The 17,346-nt window shown below is 61.8% G+C and carries 12 protein-coding genes and 5 pseudogenes; all 17 read left to right on the forward strand.

Going from position 1 to position 17,346, the window contains the following annotated elements; genetic code table 11:
• Positions 1 to 4: 4 nt before the first annotated feature.
• The 17 genes and pseudogenes from OMP40_RS09565 (at position 5) to OMP40_RS09635 (ending at position 17,262) form a co-directional block, all read left to right on the forward strand.
• On the forward strand, positions 5 to 1,105 hold the full coding sequence (locus tag OMP40_RS09565; protein ID WP_338131078.1) for an ABC transporter substrate-binding protein: 1,101 nt from the start codon (positions 5 to 7) through the stop codon (positions 1,103 to 1,105).
• Entirely contained in the window at positions 1,038 to 1,463 is a 426-nt protein-coding gene (locus OMP40_RS39905) for a hypothetical protein (protein WP_338131079.1), read from the forward strand. Before OMP40_RS09565 ends, OMP40_RS39905 begins: the two co-directional genes overlap by 68 nt.
• Before the next feature lie 139 nt (positions 1,464 to 1,602).
• Positions 1,603 to 2,469: a carbohydrate ABC transporter permease gene (locus OMP40_RS09570; RefSeq protein WP_277533075.1), complete on the forward strand. Its 867-nt coding sequence runs from the start codon at positions 1,603 to 1,605 to the stop codon at positions 2,467 to 2,469.
• A gap of 20 nt (positions 2,470 to 2,489) precedes the next feature.
• Positions 2,490 to 3,351, forward strand: a pseudogene (locus OMP40_RS09575) (carbohydrate ABC transporter permease).
• 238 nt (positions 3,352 to 3,589) lie between these two features.
• A pseudogene (locus OMP40_RS39910) lies at positions 3,590 to 3,730 on the forward strand (anhydro-N-acetylmuramic acid kinase); the annotation flags it as partial.
• 100 nt (positions 3,731 to 3,830) lie between these two features.
• Positions 3,831 to 4,718 (forward strand): anhydro-N-acetylmuramic acid kinase, encoded by an 888-nt coding sequence (locus OMP40_RS09580; RefSeq protein WP_338131148.1) that lies wholly within the window; start codon positions 3,831 to 3,833, stop codon positions 4,716 to 4,718.
• Positions 4,719 to 5,247: 529 nt separating this feature from the next.
• On the forward strand, positions 5,248 to 6,234 hold the full coding sequence (locus OMP40_RS09585; RefSeq protein ID WP_277530932.1) for a GNAT family N-acetyltransferase: 987 nt from the start codon (positions 5,248 to 5,250) through the stop codon (positions 6,232 to 6,234).
• The gene (locus OMP40_RS09590) at positions 6,231 to 6,935 is read left to right on the forward strand and encodes a PIG-L deacetylase family protein (protein WP_277530934.1); all 705 of its coding nucleotides are present in this window, start codon (positions 6,231 to 6,233) and stop codon (positions 6,933 to 6,935) included. Before OMP40_RS09585 ends, OMP40_RS09590 begins: the two co-directional genes overlap by 4 nt.
• Before the next feature lie 3 nt (positions 6,936 to 6,938).
• Positions 6,939 to 8,086, forward strand: a pseudogene (locus OMP40_RS41400) (exo-beta-N-acetylmuramidase NamZ family protein).
• Between the two features lie 98 nt (positions 8,087 to 8,184).
• Positions 8,185 to 8,904 (forward strand): annotated as a pseudogene (locus OMP40_RS09600) (glycoside hydrolase family 3 N-terminal domain-containing protein); the annotation flags it as partial.
• A gap of 88 nt (positions 8,905 to 8,992) precedes the next feature.
• Positions 8,993 to 9,121, forward strand: a pseudogene (locus OMP40_RS09605) (hypothetical protein); the annotation flags it as partial.
• 3 nt (positions 9,122 to 9,124) lie between these two features.
• Positions 9,125 to 9,763: a glycoside hydrolase family 3 protein gene (locus tag OMP40_RS09610; RefSeq protein ID WP_277533250.1), complete on the forward strand. Its 639-nt coding sequence runs from the start codon at positions 9,125 to 9,127 to the stop codon at positions 9,761 to 9,763.
• 69 nt (positions 9,764 to 9,832) lie between these two features.
• Complete coding sequence (locus tag OMP40_RS09615) at positions 9,833 to 10,747, forward strand: N-acetylglucosamine kinase (RefSeq protein WP_277530935.1); 915 nt, start codon at positions 9,833 to 9,835, stop codon at positions 10,745 to 10,747.
• A gap of 232 nt (positions 10,748 to 10,979) precedes the next feature.
• Positions 10,980 to 11,543: a glycerol-3-phosphate responsive antiterminator gene (locus tag OMP40_RS09620; RefSeq protein ID WP_277530937.1), complete on the forward strand. Its 564-nt coding sequence runs from the start codon at positions 10,980 to 10,982 to the stop codon at positions 11,541 to 11,543.
• A gap of 251 nt (positions 11,544 to 11,794) precedes the next feature.
• Positions 11,795 to 13,126: a sugar-binding protein gene (locus OMP40_RS09625; RefSeq protein WP_277530939.1), complete on the forward strand. Its 1,332-nt coding sequence runs from the start codon at positions 11,795 to 11,797 to the stop codon at positions 13,124 to 13,126.
• Between the two features lie 7 nt (positions 13,127 to 13,133).
• Positions 13,134 to 15,809: a glycerophosphodiester phosphodiesterase family protein gene (locus tag OMP40_RS09630; protein ID WP_277530940.1), complete on the forward strand. Its 2,676-nt coding sequence runs from the start codon at positions 13,134 to 13,136 to the stop codon at positions 15,807 to 15,809.
• Positions 15,733 to 17,262 carry an S-layer homology domain-containing protein gene (locus OMP40_RS09635; protein WP_277530942.1) on the forward strand — a complete coding sequence of 510 codons (1,530 nt, stop codon included), beginning with the start codon at positions 15,733 to 15,735 and terminating at the stop codon, positions 17,260 to 17,262. The genes OMP40_RS09630 and OMP40_RS09635 overlap by 77 nt, the downstream gene beginning before the upstream one ends.
• Positions 17,263 to 17,346 lie beyond the last annotated feature (84 nt).

Raw genomic sequence — 17,346 nt, forward strand, 5'->3', positions numbered from 1 at the left:
CCGAATGATGAACAAAGGCAAAGCACTCTCGCTCATGCTCGCAGCGACGCTGTCCGTATCCGCGCTGACCGCGTGCGGCGGCAACAACGACAAGAACGGCGCGGCCAGCCCGGCCGCATCCGGCTCGGCTGCCGCATCCGGCTCCGCCGATTCCGGCGCCAAGGATACGATCACGGCGCTGCTGCCGCCCGTATCGCCGACGTACCAGGACAACTTCGACCAGATGGAAAAGGATTTCAACGCCAAGTACCCGAACCTGACGCTCAAAATCGAGCCGGCCAGCTGGGAAGACATGACGCAGAAGCTCGACACGCAGGTTAACGCGGGCAGCCCGCCGGACATCGCGTTCATCGGCTCCGACGGCATCGCCAAGTACGTGCAGCAGGGCATGGCGCTCGACCTGACCGACGTCGCGACGCCGGAGATGACGGGCGACTACGATACCGCGCCGCTGGAATACATGAAAAACGGCTCCGGCCTGTACGGCTTCCCCGCTTACATGGAAGTCCACGCCCTGGGCGGCAACAAGGAATTCCTCGAGGCTGCGGGCATCGATTGGAAAAACGTTCAGAAAAACGGCTGGACCTACGACGAATTCCGCGAGGCGATCAAGAAGGGCGTCGTGAAAAACGGCAATGCGACTTCCCGCTACGGCTTCGTCTTCGCGACGGCAGGCGTCGCTTCCAAGGACTACCTCGGCATCATGGCCAAGAGCGCGGGCATGCCGGCCGCGTTTAACAAAGATCTGAAGTATGCCTATACGAGCAAAAACTATCTGGAGCTGCTGACGGATCTTCGCCAGATGATCGACGACGGCTCGATGCCGAAGGAGCTGAGCTCCGTCGACGCGGGCAAGCGCTGGAACATGTTCCTCACCGGCCAGACGATGATCACCGGCAAGGGCCTGGCGACGTTCGAGAACTCCGCGAAAAAAGAACAACGCGAAAATCGACGCCAAAGACGGCAGCGCGGTCAAGGACAGCATCAAGGTCGACTATATCGTCCTGCCGGTGCCGACCTTCGCAGGCGCGGAGCCGGTGTCCTCGACGGTCGTCGACGGCTACGTCGCGTTCCGCGGCAAGAAGGAGCCGACCGCCGAGCATAAGGCGAACATCGCCAAGGCCGCCTACTTCCTGTCGAGCGGCAAGGTCGCGGCCACGACGAACAACGACCTGTTCGCGGCCCACATCACCAAGAGCGGACGCGAAGCGGCCGCTTCCATGACGGTCGACCGCAGCCCGGACAACGTCGCCGCCGTCGAGACGATGCTCTCCCACGCCGCGCCGGCGCGTCCCGACATCCCGGCCGACCTCGGCGCCAAGGCGATCAAGATCGAGAACGAGGTCATCGTTCCGAAAATGCAAGCCTTGCTCGCCGGCGAGATCAAGCCGCAGGACATGTACGACGCGGTGAAGAAAGCCGCGATCGACGCCTTCGGCCAGGACGGCATCGTCCAAGATTAACGACGCATTCGCAATAACGCATTCGCGTACGGATAGCCGCGTGATCACCCCGCATGCGGCTATCCTTCTTCATAAGCGGACGCGAGGAGAGGAGTCCTGCACATGGCCCAGTCGGCACAATCGGTCAAAAAAGCGCAAGATCAAAGGCGACGGCGCATGGGGCTACGCGTTCATCGCGGTCGCGCTCATCGTGTACGCCCTGTTTACGGCTTATCCGGTCTTCAGCGCGTTCCTCATCAGCTTCCAGGAATACAAGCCGCTGGGTTCGACCTACATCGGCTTCGACAATTATACGGCGACGTTCAAGGACGACCTGTTCTGGAAGTCGATCAAAAACACGCTCTACTACACCATACTGACCGTCCCGGTCGCGCTGCTGCTGTCTTTTCTCGTGGCGATCATGATTCTCCCGCTGCGCAAGAAGCTGCAGACCGTGTTCAAAGCCGTGTATTACCTGCCCGTGGTCGCCTCCGGCGTCGCGCTCTCGCTCGTCTGGCTGTGGATCTTCGATCCGATGCCGGGCGGCATCTTCAACCAATTCATCGGCTGGTTCGGCGCGCACAACCAGAACTGGCTCGGCTCGAGCGCCACGGCGATGCTCTCGCTCGTCATCATGGCCTGGCTGTCCAGCCACGGCGCCAGCATCATCATCTATCTGGCCGCGTTGCTCGGCATCGACGACAGCTACTACGAAGCGGCGGACCTCGACGGCGCGTCCTTCCTGCAGAAGCTGTGGCATATCGTCATTCCGAGCCTCAAGCCGACGACGCTGTTCCTGCTCGTGACGGCCGTGATCGGATCGTTCCAGGTGTTCCAGAACGCGTACCTGATGACCGGCGGCGGACCGGACCATGCGACGACGATGGTCGGCCTGCTCATTTTCGACAATGCCTTCAAGTACTTTGAATTCGGCAAAGCCGCGGCCCAATCTCTGATATTGGCGCTTATCATAGCCCTGGTCTCGCTGTTCCAGTTCAAGTTCCTGGGCAAAGACGTGGACTACTAGGGGGAAGGAGGCAACCGCATATGTCGCTTTACAATAACCATACCGGCAGCCGGGCCGGCAAGAGAGCCCGCAATACCGTGATTGTCGTCCTTCTCCTGCTCTTCGCGCTGGCGACGCTGTTCCCCATCTACTTCATGGTCATCTCCTCGTTCGGAGACCCGGTCGAGGCGGGGGCCGTCAGCTATTCCATCTGGCCGGGGAAGTTCACGCTGGAGTCGTATTCCTTTTTCTTCAACTATAGCGAGTATTCGTACCGCTGGATTCTGAACTCGACGATCGTGGCGGGCGCCGTGACGATCACGAACGTCTTCTTCGCGACGATGGCGGGCTATGCGTTTTCCAAGCTGCGCTTCAAGGGGCGGGGCGTACTGTTCTCCATCCTGCTCGCGGCGATGATGATCCCGTACCAGGTGACGCAGGTGCCGCTGTACATCCTCATCGTCAATACGTTCCATATCGAAAATACGTACAGCGCGCTGATTCTGCCGGGTCTCGTGACGGTGTACAACGTCTTCCTCGCCAAGCAGTTCATGAGCAGCATCCCGACCGAGATCATGGAGTCCGCGAAGGTGGAGGGCTGCAGCCAGTTCCAGATTTTTTTTCCGGATCATCATGCCGTTGTCCAAGACGGTCATGGCCGTCATCGCGATCCTGACGTTCATGGACAGCTGGAATACGTTCTTCTGGCCGTTCCTCGTCACCAACACGATGGATATGCAGACGATCCAGGTCGGCCTCAAGAACTTCCGGTTCGCGAACACGACGTACTTCTCCCCGATGATGGCGGGCGCGACGATCTCGGCGGTGCCGATGTTCATCCTGTTCTTCAGCCTGCAGAAGTATTTCCTCGAGGGCGTCACCGTCGGCGCGGTCAAGGGCTGATATGGGCGTGGGGAAAGAAGGAACGCGCGGGTCGGCGAAGGCCGGGAGCGGTGAAGGGATGGCTGAGCGGGGCGGGACTGCGGCGGGTGATTCGGCCGTAGCTGCCGTGCGCAGCGAAGCCGGCGGAGCACTCGAAGGCGGCGGGTATGAGGAGCGCTCGCGGCGGTGCGTTGACCGTTCGAAGCCGGGCATGTCCCGGCAGAATGGCGAACCATCGCGTCGCTTCGCGGTCGGCCTGATGTCCGGCACGTCCGTCGACGGCATCGACGCCGCGGCCGTCGAGATCTTGGGCGAGCCGGGCGGGGATGGAGGAATCTCCGTGCGCCTGCTCGCCTTCGAGAACAAGCCGTACCCGGCGGACGTGCGGCGCGAGATCTTCGAGCTGTTCGATCCCGCGCGGGCGACCGTGGACCGGGTGGGCGCGCTGAACGTTCGCCTCGGGGGAACTCTACGCGGACGCAGCGCTGTCCGTCGTCGGCCTGGCCGGTCTCGCGCCGGCGGACGTCTCGGTCGTCGGCTCGCACGGTCAGACGATCTATCATGCGCCGGAGGCAGGCTTCACCGTGCAGATCGGCGAAGGCGCCGTCATCGCCGCGCGCACGGGCATTCCGTGCGTGTCGGACTTCCGCCCCGCGGATCTCGCGGTGGGCGGACAAGGCGCGCCGCTCGTTCCGTTCACGGAATATTTGCTCTATCGCGAGCCGGACCGGACGCTGCTGCTTCAGAACATCGGCGGCATCGGCAATGTGACCGTCATCCCGGCGGGCTGCGGACCCGAGGACGTGTACGCCTTCGACACGGGCCCGGGCAACATGCTCATCGACGGCGTCGCGAGCCTCGTGACGGGCGGCGCGCTTGCGATGGACGCGGGCGGCGCGCTGGCGGCGCGCGGCCGCGTGAGCGAGACGCTGCTCGGCGAGCTCCGGCAGGATGCGTACTATGCGATGCCCGTGCCGAAGTCGACGGGCCGCGAGCGGTTCGGCGCGGACTACGTGGAGCGGATCGTGCGCCGCGGCCGCGAGCTTGGCCTGTCGGACGCGGATCTCACGGCCACGGTGACCAGGCTGACCGCCTGGTCGATCGGCGACGCGTACGACCGGTTTATCGCGGGGCGGCACGCCGCGGATCTCATGATCGTCGGCGGAGGCGGCAGCTACAACCCCGTGCTGATGCGCGATCTCGCCGCCGAGATGGCGGCGCGCGGCGTGGCGGTCGCGACGCAGGAGGCCGTCGGCGGCAGCAGCGACGCGAAGGAAGCGATCGCGTTCGCGCTGCTGGCGGACTACGCGATGGCCCGCCAGCCGGCCAACCTGCCGGCGGCGACGGGCGCGGCGCGGCCGGTCGTGCTGGGGAAGATCTCGTACTAGTACAGCACGGCGCAAATCATCAATCGATGAAAAGTGCTGGATTGTTACCTCGAACACACTCTTCAGCGTCGCGGACCGGTCCAAGGGTGCTTTAAAGGTAAAAAGTTACTCTACAGGCTCACAGTCCGGTCAAATTGGTGCTTTAAAGGCAAAAAGTTACTCTACAGGCTCACGGTCGGGTCAAATTGGTGCTGTAAGGGCAAAAAGTTACTCTACAGTCTCGCGGTCGGGTCGAATTGGTGCTGTAAAGGCAGAAAGTTACTCTACAGGCTCGCGGTCCGGTCAAAATGGTGCTGTAAAGGCAGAAAGTTACTCTACAGCCGCGCGCACCGAAGCGGGTCTGATCGTTCGGTACAAGTGTGCGCGTATGTGGATACATCGATCGAGAAAGCGACTGCGTCGGACAAAGTGTGAACGTGGATGCATACTTCGTGGGGAAAAGCGAGCGTCTGAAGCGAAGTGTCAGCGCACGTGCATACATCTGCGGCGGTAGGGTCGCGAAGTACTTAACGGAGAAAGGGTGCGGCGGATGACGGAGTTGAAGCTGGGCGCCTGGGAAGATCGGTATGTCGACGCGGTCGTCGCGCTCTGGAACGGCTCGGCCGTCCGCGAAGGCTACAAGGAGCTGACGCGGGAGACGTTCGCCGAGATATTCACGGCGAACCGGTACTTCGATCCGGCCTGCGCGTTCGTGCTGCCGGACGGCGGAGAGGTACGCGGCTTCGCCTGCGGCTGCACGGGCGACGATCTGCCGCTGGGCGATGTAGCAGGCTATATCACCTGCATCGTGCTGGCCGAAGGCTTCGACACAGATGCGAACCGGGCAGCGCTGTTAGATGCGCTGGAAACGCGCTTCCGCACGCTCGGCAAGCGCCAGTCCGAGGTGCTGTTTTTTAACCCGATGCGGCTGCCCTGGTACATTCCGGGCACGCCGGGGCACGAGCACAACAATGCGCCGGGCGTGCCGGCCGACGCCGGGCTTTATCGCTTCCTCCTGAGCGAAGGGTATGCGGATCGGGCGCGGCAGTGCGCGATGTACAGGCCGCTTGCGGACTTCGCGATCCCGGCGGATATTCGCGCCAAGGAGGCGAAGGCCGAGGAAGCCGGCTACGCGGTGGAGCTGTTCGATCCGCGCAGGCATACCGGGCTGGCCGAGATGCTGGCCGGTCTCGACAATCCCGCTTGGGAGCGGGAGATCGCGGCCTGCGCCGCGGACGGCGTGCCCGTCGTGATCGCGGCGGCGCCGGGCGGCCAAGCGGCCGGCTTCGCGGGACCGGTCGTCCGGCAGGACAACGGCCGGGGCTACTTCGCCGGCATCGGCGTCCATCCGGACCATGAGGGCTGCGGGCTAGGCAGCATTTTGTTCTTCAAGCTTTGCGAGGCGCTGCGCGATGTCGGCGCCGATTATATGTCGCTTTTCACGGGGAGCGGCAATCCGGCCATTCGAATCTACGAGAAGGCCGGCTTCGACACGGTACGTCAATTCGCGATCATGCGGAAGGAGCTAACACAATGAGCGACAAGCAGACGATCTTGGCCATCGGCGGCCACGTAGGAGATATGGAATTGACGGCGGGCGGCGTGCTCGCGAGTCATTCGCTCAAAGGCGACCGCATCGTGACGCTGGCGCTGACGCCCGGCGAACGCGGCGTGCCCGCAGGACAGGACATGGCGGACTACAAGGCGCAGAAAATCCGGGAGGCGCAAGCATTCGCGGAATTGCTGGGCGGCGAAGCGATCGTGTTCGACGACATTCCGGACGGCGAGCTGCCGGACGACGCTGCGATCCGTTGGCGCGTATGCGACGTCATTCGCAAGGTGCGTCCAAGCATCATCATCACGCATTTTAAAAACAGCATGCATAAGGACCATATGACGACGCACCGGATCGTCAACGACGCGCGCTTCTTCGCGGGCCTGCCGTCCATCGAGCGGGCGCTGCCGGCGGCCTTCGCGGGCAAGCTGTATTATGCGGAAAACTGGGAGGATGCCGTCGACTATCGCCCTTACGTCTATGTCGATTTTGACCAGGAAGCCTACGACCTGTGGATCAAGGCGCTGTCGACGCACTGGTTCGTGACCGGCAGCAAGTCGTTCCCTTACATGGAATATTACAAGCATCTGGCCCGCGTTCGCGGCATCGAAGCGCGCAAGACGTATGCGGAGACGTTCATGGTTCCCGAGGAAACGCTGCGCCTGCGCCAGTCGGAGCTGTAAGCGATGATTCTGAACGGCGTAGATAACCTCGCGCGCTACGACGGTCTCCTCAAGGGTAAACGCCTCGGCCTGATCACCTCGCCGACCGGCCTGTCGCACGGCTTTAAGTCGACGATCGAACGCCTGCACGAGCGCTACGAGCTGGCCGCGCTGTTCTCGCCCGAGCACGGCGTGCGCGGCGATCAGGATGCGGGCGCGCTGGTGGATACGTACGCCGACGAGCGGACGGGCGTACCCGTATACAGCTTGTACAGACGCGACTCCAAGCGTCTCACCCAGGAGATGCTGGACGCGGTCGACATGGTCGTCTACGACATCCAGGACGTCGGCGTTCGCTATTATACGTTTATCTATACGATGCTCTACGCGTTGGAGGACTGCGCGAAGGCGGGCAAGCCGTTCGTCGTGCTGGACCGGATCAATCCGCTGGGCGGCGTCGCTGTCGAAGGCAACGTGTTGAAAGACGGCTACCGATCGTTCGTCGGGGGGCTATCCCTTGTGCGTGCGTTACGGATTGACGGCCGGCGAGGTCGCGACGATGGCGAACGCGCAGCAGGGCTGGGGCGCCGACCTGCACGTCGTCCGGTGCGAGGGCTGGACGCGCGACATGCTGTTTCCCGATACGGATCGGTTGTGGATCCATCCGTCGATCGGCATTCCCCGGTTCGAAACGGCGCTGCTCTACGGCGGCACCTGCCTTTTCGAAGGCACGAACCTGTCGGAGGGACGGGGAACGACGTTTCCGTTCGAGATGATCGGAGCACCCTTCATCGACGCGGAGCGGCTCGCGGACGAGATGAACGGCTTGGCGCTGCCGGGCGTGTTCTTCCGGCCTGCTTACTTCAAGCCGTCCTTTTCCAAGCATCAAGGCGCGTTCTGCCGGGGCGTTCAGCTTCATGTCACCGACGTCCGCGCCGTGCTTCCTTTAGAAACCGGCGTGAACCTCCTCTATGCGATCAAGCGCAATTACGAGCAATTCTCGTTTCTTCCGCCGCTGCGGGAAGGCTCGCGTCCGTTCATCGACCTGCTCGGCGGGGACGACCTGTATCGGTCGGAGCGCGCGGCGGCGGACGTGCCGGGATTGCTCGCGGGATTCCGCGAAGAGAGCCGGGCGTTCGGGGGAGACCAAGGCGCAGTTCCATTTGTATTGATGTATTGAAACGAAGCCGCGGACGACCGGAACGCTGCGCATGCGCAGCCGACCGGCGGCCGCTTTTCTCTTAGAAGGAGGAATCGAAGGATGGCGAGCATGGATGCGACATACCGGCGGCCGCAGTCGCTGCGCGAGAAGATCGGCCAGCTGATCGTAACGGGATTCCCCGGCACGTCGGTCACGGAGGAACTCAAGGCGCTCGTGCGGGATTGGAAGATCGGCAACATCATTTTGTTCTCTCACAATGCGGAAAACGCTTCGCAGCTCGCGCGGCTGTGCGGGGACCTGCAGGAGCTCATCCGGCCGGGGACAGGTTATCCGGCGCTGATCTCGATCGACCAGGAGGGCGGAAGGGTGACGCGCTTGCCCCGCGACGCCGTGAACGTCCCGGGCGCGATGGCGATCGCGGCCGCGGGAGATCCGTCGGGGGCGCTGACGGCAGGCCGGATCACGGCGGCGGAGCTGCGGGCGCTGGGCATCAACTTCAACCTGGCGCCCGTGCTCGATATCAACAACAACAAACGCAATCCCGTCATCAACGTCCGTTCTTACGGCGACACCGCGGAGACGGTGGCGACGTACGGCCTGCAGATGCTCCGCGGGCTTCAGGGAGGCGGCGTGCTGGCCGCGCTCAAGCATTTCCCGGGGCACGGGGACACCGAAGTGGATTCGCATCTGGGCTTGCCGACTTCGGGAAAGACGCTGGCGGACCTTGAGGCGCTTGAGCTCCTGCCGTTCCGCGCCGCGATCGCGGCCGGTGCAGAGGCGATCATGATCGCGCATATGATGTTCCCTGCCATCGAGCCGCGCCGCGTGCCGGCCACGATGTCGTCCGTGATCGTCGAGGACCTGCTGAAGGGCAAGCTCGGCTACGGGGGGGCTGGTCGTCTCGGACTGCCTGGAGATGGACGCGGTGAAAAAGTATTACGGCACGGCGCAGGGCGCGCTCGGGGCCTTGAAGGCGGGCATCCACCTGCTGTTCGTCAGCCACACGCCGTCGCTCGTCCGCGAGACCGTGGAGGTAATCGAGCAAGCCGTGCAGTCCGGCGAGCTGCCGATGGAGACAGTGGACCGCGCGGTGGACAAGGTGCTGTATTATAAGGAGAAATACGCTTCGGGATCGGAGGCGTCCCCGCTCTCCGTCGTCGGCTGCGAGGCGCACCGCAAGGAAGCCGCGGCGATCGGCGATGCGAGCATCTGCTTCGTGTCGGGAGGTCTCGACCCCTTGCGGCCGGGAGAGACGCGCACGTTGTTTGTCGGCAGTCTTCCGTACCGGCCCGATCAGGCGTCGAGCCAGGTTGCGGGCGGTCTTAGCTTCCCCGACGTCATGGCGGACAGGTTGGGCGGCGCGAGTCTGCTCGTCGGCATCGATCCGGACGAGGCGGAGATCGTACGCGTGCTCCTGGAAGCCGAGCGTTACGACCGCATCGTGTACGGTTTGTACAATGGAATGGACAACCGCGGCCAGCTTGAGATCGTGCGCAGGCTCGTTGCCGCGGGCAAACGAGTCACGGCGGTCGCGCTAGGCAAGCCGTACGATCTGGAGGCCTTGGAAGGCGTCGACTGCGGGCTCGCCGCGTTCGAGTACACGCCGCTGTCGCTGGAGTCGGTGGCACGGGTGCTGTCCGGCGAGGTTCGCCCGGCGGGAAGCATCGGGAACGTGTGGCATCGATAAGAAGATGCGGCGGCGGGCACCGGATCGGATACGTTGGAACAAAAGGCATGAGGAAGGCGGGGAGCGCGGATGAAATTCGTGGCGGGACTGGACGGAGGCGGCACGAAGACGGCCGTGACCGTGCTCGACGAGACCGGGCGCACGGCGCTCGCGTTCGAGTCGGGCGGAATCAACTTCAACGGGCGGGACGAGAACGATATCAGACGCAGCCTGGCGGATATCGCCGATGCGATCTCCGCGGCCTGCGGCGGTCCGGACGCTTGCCGTCAGATGGTCGTCGGCGCGGCGGGCGTCAGCAATCCGACCGTCCCCGGCCGGCTGGTCGCCGTCTTGCGCGATGCCGGCTATCGGGGCGGCGTGCACGTCGTGGGCGACCATGAGACCGCGCTGTTCGGCGCGCTGGAACGCGAGCACGGCATGATTCTGATCGCGGGCACGGGATCGATCTGCTTCGGCCGCAGCGCGTCCGGTCTCGTTCATCGCACGGGCGGCTTCGGCTACCTGATCGACGACGAAGGGAGCGGCTACAGCATCGGCCGCGATCTGCTCGCGGCCGTCGTGCGCGCCCATGACGGGCGAGCGCCGGCGACCGTATTGACGGAGATGGTCTACGATCGGCTCCGCATCGGATCGGTGGAGGAGATCGTGCGCTTCGTCTACGACAAGGGCACCGGCAAGCAGGACATTGCGGCGCTCGCGCCGCTGCTCTCGGACGCCTGCGCGCTTGGGGACGAAGCCGCGCTCGGGATCGCGCGGCGCACGGCGTCTGAGCTCGTGCAGCTGGTGCTGCCCGTAGCGGAGCGGCTGTCGCTTGAGGGCGGCGAGCTGGCGATGGCGGGCAGCGTGCTGCTGCGGAGCGCGCAGGTGCGCGACGCGTTTCAGGCGGGACTGCGCGAGCGCTGTCCCGGCATCCGGGCCGTCGCGCCCCGTCGGGACGCCTCGGCCGGCGCCGCGCTGATGGCGTTGGCGCGGCTCGGGAAGTAAGCAGCCGTTCGGCGCGACGCGAGGCGGTCTCCTGGGTTTAGCTTCGTGCGGCTGGCCGCCGCGCTCCTTTTGCACTTCAGCCCATGCGCAAGCGCATGGGCTTTCTCCATGATTCGACCTGCGTGTTTCGTTCACCCTTTCCTTTCTTTTTCATATTCTACAAACATTTCGCTGTTAAGTTGATAGAAGGTGCCTTTTTGCAACGGCATGAATGGAGAGGAGAAGCGGTAAATTGAAGACGGGATTACACGATTACTGGGGAGACAAACGGATCATTCCCGCAGTCCGAAAGCCGGAGGATTTGCAGGCGGCATGCCGCGGGGATTGGCCGGCCGTTTTTTTGCTGATCGGCGACCTGTTGACATTAGACGACTACGTAGCGCAGGCGATGCGATCGGGGAAGAAGGTGTTTCTCCACGTTGATTTTATTAATGGCCTGGGCGGCGATCCGATCGTGATGCGCTATATTGCCGAGCGGGTCAAGCCGACAGGCATTATTTCCACCAAAAGCCATTTTATCAAGCAGGCGAAAAAAAACGGCTTGCTGGCGATCCAGCGGCTGTTCCTCATCGATACGTCTGCGCTGGAGCACAGCGTTCAGAACATCGTGCAAAACGAGCCGGATGCGGCGGAAATTATGCCAGGCCTGCTCCCGAGCGTGATTTCCCGACTGAAGGACCGGATTTCGCTGCCGATCATCGCGGGCGGCCTGATTCAGAATCACGACGAGATCGAGACCGCTCTGCGCGCCGGTGCGAGCGCCGTCTCGATGGGGAGCCGGCATCTCTGGACGTAAAGCGGGCATCTTTTGCGGATTTACAATCTATGAGAGCCTCGTTGATGCGGGGTTAACAATTCGCTGCTAGAGTAAGAACAGGAATCGCAATCGAATACCGAGGGTGCGAGACGAGGAGAAAACCCTTTTGTGCAGTGAACGGGAGCCCCAGCCGGGGCGGTGCTTTGCCGTTAGCTGGATGAAGGGTTTTTTTTGTGCTGCTCGCATGAATCGCAATCCAATCTCTATGGCGAAAGGAAGAGTAGAAACGTATGCCGAAAATCAGAAACAGGCTAGTTCAAATCGCTGCTGCGGGCGCAATTGTAGCAGGCTTGCTGCAGCCGCTTGGCTCATCTTCGAATGCCTCTGCGGCCGAACCGGGCAGAACTGCGATGGAGGTCAATAAGACGCTGACGGCGCCGGTCATCGACGGCAAGCTGGATGAATCGGTCTGGAGCTTGGATAAGAAAATGACGGTGCAGGCGGGCCAAGGGGCGTTCAAAGATTCCTCCTTCGGTTTGCTGTGGGACAATCAGTATTTGTATGTCGGCGTGAAGGCCGACGACGATACGCCTGCTTTTAACGCCTCGGGTTATTGGTTCGAACAAGACAATATCAATATTTTTCTGGACCCCTCGATGCATCAGTCGGCTCCTTTTATCGACGACGATATGCAGCTCGGATTTGTGTACCAGGATGGGACAGCCACGCCGGAATTTCATTTCGGAGCGGCGCCCAACAATCAAGGAGGCAAGGACGAGAAAAAGATTCTCCGCTCCATCAGCAAGACGCAGACGGGCTGGAGCCTGGAAATGGCGGTGCCGTGGGACATCTTGAACTTCGATCCGGTATTGAAGAAGCAACTGGGCTTCAATGTCGGCGCGACGGACCGGTACGGGGCGGAGTCTGCCGAGCAGCGGACGAGCTTCTGGAGCGCGTATGGCGAGGACTCCTTCTGGAACGATACGTCGGGTTACGGCGTCCTTACGCTTTCGGACAGTCATCCGGTGTCGGGCAATATCGATCCGGTGCTGCTGGACGAAAATTTTGACGGCTATCCCGATGGCGGCGCGCCAGACGGCTGGTTGTCGGATGTCAATGCGGGCAGCAAGCCGTTCTCGGTCGTCCAGGACACCTACGGCAATGGCAGTCTCGTGTTCGACGGGAACGAATCGGGCAAGCAAAGCCGGATTGTCGCTCCCGTCCAATGGGACAATTACACGATTGAGGCGGACGTCAAGTTCGACGCTTTCCTGAACACCGGCCGCTGGGCCTCGATCATGTTCCGTGCGCCTTCGAACGGCAAGGCGCCATACCCGCAGATGGCGATCAAGAAAAACGGCACGATCGAGACGGCCTACCGAAGAGCGGACGGCAGTTGGTACTCGCCTACGCCGATCAGCGCGACGGGCGCGCAATTGGACACCGGCAAGACGTATACGATGAAGCTCAGAGTGTTCGACAACAATGTCAAACAATACTTGAAAGCGAAGAGCGGCGCCGAATTTACGCTCTACGGAGATAAAAATCTGCCGTCCGACGTCCTTCCGCAAAAGGGAAGAGTCGGCTTTCAGGGGGGATCAAAGCAAGGTTTCCTTCGATAATCTGAAGGTGACGAGAATCACGGCGGACCGGCTCGACATGGCGCTGCCGAATTCGCTGGAGGCCCTGACCGGACCGGCCAGCGTTACATACGCCGTCTACTACTCGGACGGTATAACCGACCCGGTGCCGGAGGATCGCGTCAAGCTGTATTCCTCCGACGAAAGCGTGCTTAAAATCGTCGACAACCGCATCTACCCGGTCAAGGAAGGCACGGCCAAGGTGAAGGCCGTCTATTACAATGCAGAAGCCGAGAAAGAGATTAGCGTCACGCCGTCCGCCGCTGGCGCCCAACTGTCGTCGTTGAAGCATGAGGCCGGCTACCTGCTGGCCGTGTCCGGCCAGCCGATCGATCTGGGCGCGATCTCGTTCGAGGGCAGCTACAATGATTTCTCTACGGCGAAGTTGAATGGCGATCAAGTGGACTGGTCGTCCTCGTCCGGAGAGGTCGTCATCGACAACGGCAAGCTCAAGTCGTTTGCGAAAAAAGGGGTCTATACGGTTACCGCGCAAAAGGGAGCGGGGCGCGTCGATCTGACCGTGGCGGTCAAAAATGCGGGAGACAGCGACTATGTGCTGTACGAACAGAACTTCGACGCCTTGACGGACGGCGTCATGCCGCCGGACTGGACGCGGATCGAGGGCTCGACCGCTGCCGCGGCGACCGTCAAATCGGGGGCGTTCGAGCTGGACGCGCGCTCGGGGGGAGACAATCCGTCGAGAGTGCTGCTCCCGGCGTATCTTGGCAAGTTCGGCAACTACAAGATTGAAGCGGACGTCACGCTGTTGGCGGCGAACGATTCGGGAAGATGGCAGTCGATTATGTATCGCGTTCAAAACAACAATTATCCTTACTACCAAATGGCTGTACGGCAGAGCGCTTCCGCCAACGGCGTCGAGTTCGCCGAACGGACGCCTGCCAATGGATGGAATGTCATCGAGAAGGCCTCGCACAGCGAATCGCTGCAAACGGGCATAGCGTATCATTACAAAGTGTTGACGCTGGGCAATCGCGTGCAGCAGTGGATCGACGACCAACTGATCGTCGACACGGAGTCGGCAACGGCGTATAAGCAAGGCCGAATCGGACTGCAGGCGAACGGCAGCAAAATCAAGGTCGACAACATCCGGATCGCCTTGCAGGACGGCAAGCTGCCGCCTTCGGCAGCCGAGAAGTTCGTGCAAGTGAAGGCGCCGGATACGAAGATTGCGCTTGCGCCTGCGGTGGCGGCGGATATCCGGTCGCTCGGCGATCTTCAAAAGTGGAGCGGAGAGAACGCGCCGGCGTCGGTCCTGCTGCGCTTGGACGGCGATTTGCAAGTGAGCGCCCGCGACGGTAACGCAAAAATCGGCGCTCTTGATGCGGCTATGGATGCGATCGGGACTTCGGTCATTCCGGTCTTCTATGTCAAGGACAAGCAAACCGTGGACAGGCTGGTCGCCTACCTGAAGACAAAGGGGATTGAAGACGCCCTTGTCGCGTCCGACGACGGCGTGCTGATCAAGCAGGCGCGAGCCGCATATCCGATCTTGGGAGGCATACTGGACTTCAGCGGCCGCGTCGTTACGAAGGATAATCTGCTTGCCTTGCGGAGGGAGACGGCCGCCAGCGATGCGCGAATCGCCATCCTGCCGCAGGACGCCGCCGCATCCAAAGAAACGGTCGAATACCTCCAAATGCGATCCATCGTCGTCTGGGCGACGGACCGCTCTCCGCAGGCGGAGCGGGCCTTGGGCATGCACCGGCTGATCACGGCGGGCGTGGACGGCATCGTGACCGATTCGCCCGAAGCGGCGATCGATGCCATGAAGCTGTACGACGGCAATACGACCCTCATCCGCAAGCCGTTTATTCTCGCGCATCGGGGGCTGCCGTCGCAGGCGCCCGAGGATACGATCGAGAGCAACATTCTCGGCCTCGAGGCTGGCGGCGACTTTATCGAAAACGATATGTGGCTGTCCCGGGACGGACAAATCGTCATCGTGCACGACGACACGCTGGATCGTACGACGAACGGAACCGGAAAAGTCGAGGACTTCACGCTGGAGCAGTTGAAGGCGCTCAATGCGAACAAGCCGAATCCGACGGCATACCCCAATGTGAAAATACCGACGTGGAAGGAACAGCTTGAGCTTGCCATGTCGGTCGGGAAAATGGTCGAGTCCGAGATCAAATCCTCCAAGCCGGAAATGATCGATGCGGTCATCCGGGAGATGACGGAGAAGCAGGCGGAAAATGCGGTAAACATGTTGTCCTTCAATGCGGAGCAATTGGCGAGGCTGCGGCAGCAAATGCCGGAGATGCCGACGGGTCTGCTGGTCAACGGCATCAGCGCGGATGAATCGAATGTGAACAAATCGCTGCGGGACGCGCTCCTCATGGTTCAAAAAACGAATTCGACCTTTAATGTCGGCTTCTACAGAATCGGTCAAAAATTTCTGGATGCGGCGCATTACCGCGGTCTCATCGTATCGCCCTGGACGATCAACGACCGGAACGACTTTATAGCCATGTTCCTGCGGGGACCTTGGGGGGATCACGACCGATTACGCCGATTATGCTTCGGACTGGATGGCTTCCGTCCAGTCCGCGAAGGACAAGTATCAGATGGCTCAAAAGGGCAGCCTCAGCCTGTCCGCTTCCGTGATCTCCTACAAGGGAGCGAAAATGGATGTCGTGCCTGAAATCGTCCTGCTGGACGGGCAAGATGCGGTAGAGGTGGACGGAACGACGGTTACGGCGAAAAAGGCGGGGCAGGCTCATGCGCTGCTGAGGGCAACGCAGGTCATCGATTCGGGTCGCCGATACGACATGTATTCGCAGCCGATTACCATTGAAGTCGCTGGCGACAACGGCGGCGACAACGGCGGCAACAACGGCGGCGACAATGGCGGCAACAATGGCGGCGACAACGGCGGCGACAACGGAACGCCATCGACGCTTCCCGGCCATACGTCCGGCGGTACCGCTGGCTCCATTCAGGCCAATGACGGCAAAGCGGATGCGGATGAATTGAAAAAATCGTTCGCGGCAAACAACCAGGTGCAAGTCGACTTCACCGGAGACACGGTGGTTCTGCCGGCGGCCGGGCTGATCGACGCGTCCCGTGCGGGCGGCAAGACGCTGACGGTGGCAGGCAATCGCATGGCCTACACGCTTCCGCTGTCCGCCCTGAAGCTTGACGAATGGGCGCAGCAGTTCGGCGGCCAAGTGAATGACTTGAATCTCCGAATTACAGTCGGCAGACTGGCAGCCGGCGACGCAGCGGCTGTGAGCAGCGCGGTTACGGCTGCCGGCGGCAAGCTGGCTGCGGAAGCGGTGAAGCTGGGAGCGGAAGTGTCCGGCAAAGACGGAAAAGCTGTCGCTGTCGGATTGGAAAACAGCAAGGTGTCCCGCGTATGGACGCTTGACGGCATCCTCGATCCGGGCAAGGCGACTGTCGTCCGGTACGATCCGCAAACGGGCCGGCTGCAATTCGTTCCTGCCACATTCGGGACGCTGGGCGGACAGGCGATCGTGACGATAAAGAGCGGCGGAGATGGCGTATACGCGGTCGTCGCAAGCAACAGAAGCTTCGCCGATCTGCCCGCCGGTCATTGGGCGAAGGCCGATATCGAGCTGCTGGCGAACAAGCTCGTCGTGAACGGCGTTAGCGAAAACCGGTTCGATGCCGACAGAAGCGTTACTCGCGCTGAATTTGCGGCCTTGGTCGCACGCGCCCTGGGGCTGGCTTCTGCAAACGCAAACGGCGTCTTCGGCGACGTGCAGGATGCGGACTGGTATGCCGACGCTGTCGCTGCGGCGGCTCAGGCGGGCATACTGGGCGGCTACGAGGACGGTACGTTCCGTCCGAATCGGGAGATCACGCGCGAAGAGATGGCGGCGATGCTGATCCGCGCCATGAAGTATGCGGGCATCGACCTGAATCTGTCGGCAGCGCAGCGCGATGAAGCGCTGGCGCCCTTCAAGGATGCCAATGCGACAGGCTGGGCGAAGTCCGAGCTGGCCGCAGCGGTTCAAACGGGACTGATCAACGGCAAGACAGCCGATATGCTGGAGCCGAACGGCGTGGCAACCCGGGCGCAATCCGCCGTTATGCTGAAGCGGCTGCTGACCCGCGCGAGCTTCATCAACTGATTTGCACGGTCGACTGATTTACACAATATTCACATCAAGTTGACACAACAATAACAAATTTGAGTTATATTCAAAAAAGAAGAA

This window comes from Cohnella rhizosphaerae (genome assembly GCF_029525575.1).
GTDB lineage: Bacteria > Bacillota > Bacilli > Paenibacillales > Paenibacillaceae > Cohnella > Cohnella rhizosphaerae.

Bases quoted from the DNA above. Each gene is read 5' to 3' on its own strand.
- OMP40_RS09565 (WP_338131078.1), top strand. From the start codon at position 5: ATGATGAACAAAGGCAAAGCACTCTCGCTCATGCTCGCAGCGACGCTG.
- OMP40_RS09585 (WP_277530932.1), top strand. From the start codon at position 5,248: ATGACGGAGTTGAAGCTGGGCGCCTGGGAAGATCGGTATGTCGACGCG.
- OMP40_RS09590 (WP_277530934.1), top strand. From the start codon at position 6,231: ATGAGCGACAAGCAGACGATCTTGGCCATCGGCGGCCACGTAGGAGAT.
- OMP40_RS09615 (WP_277530935.1), top strand. From the start codon at position 9,833: ATGAAATTCGTGGCGGGACTGGACGGAGGCGGCACGAAGACGGCCGTG.
- OMP40_RS09625 (WP_277530939.1), top strand. From the start codon at position 11,795: ATGCCGAAAATCAGAAACAGGCTAGTTCAAATCGCTGCTGCGGGCGCA.
- OMP40_RS09635 (WP_277530942.1), top strand. From the start codon at position 15,733: ATGGCTCAAAAGGGCAGCCTCAGCCTGTCCGCTTCCGTGATCTCCTAC.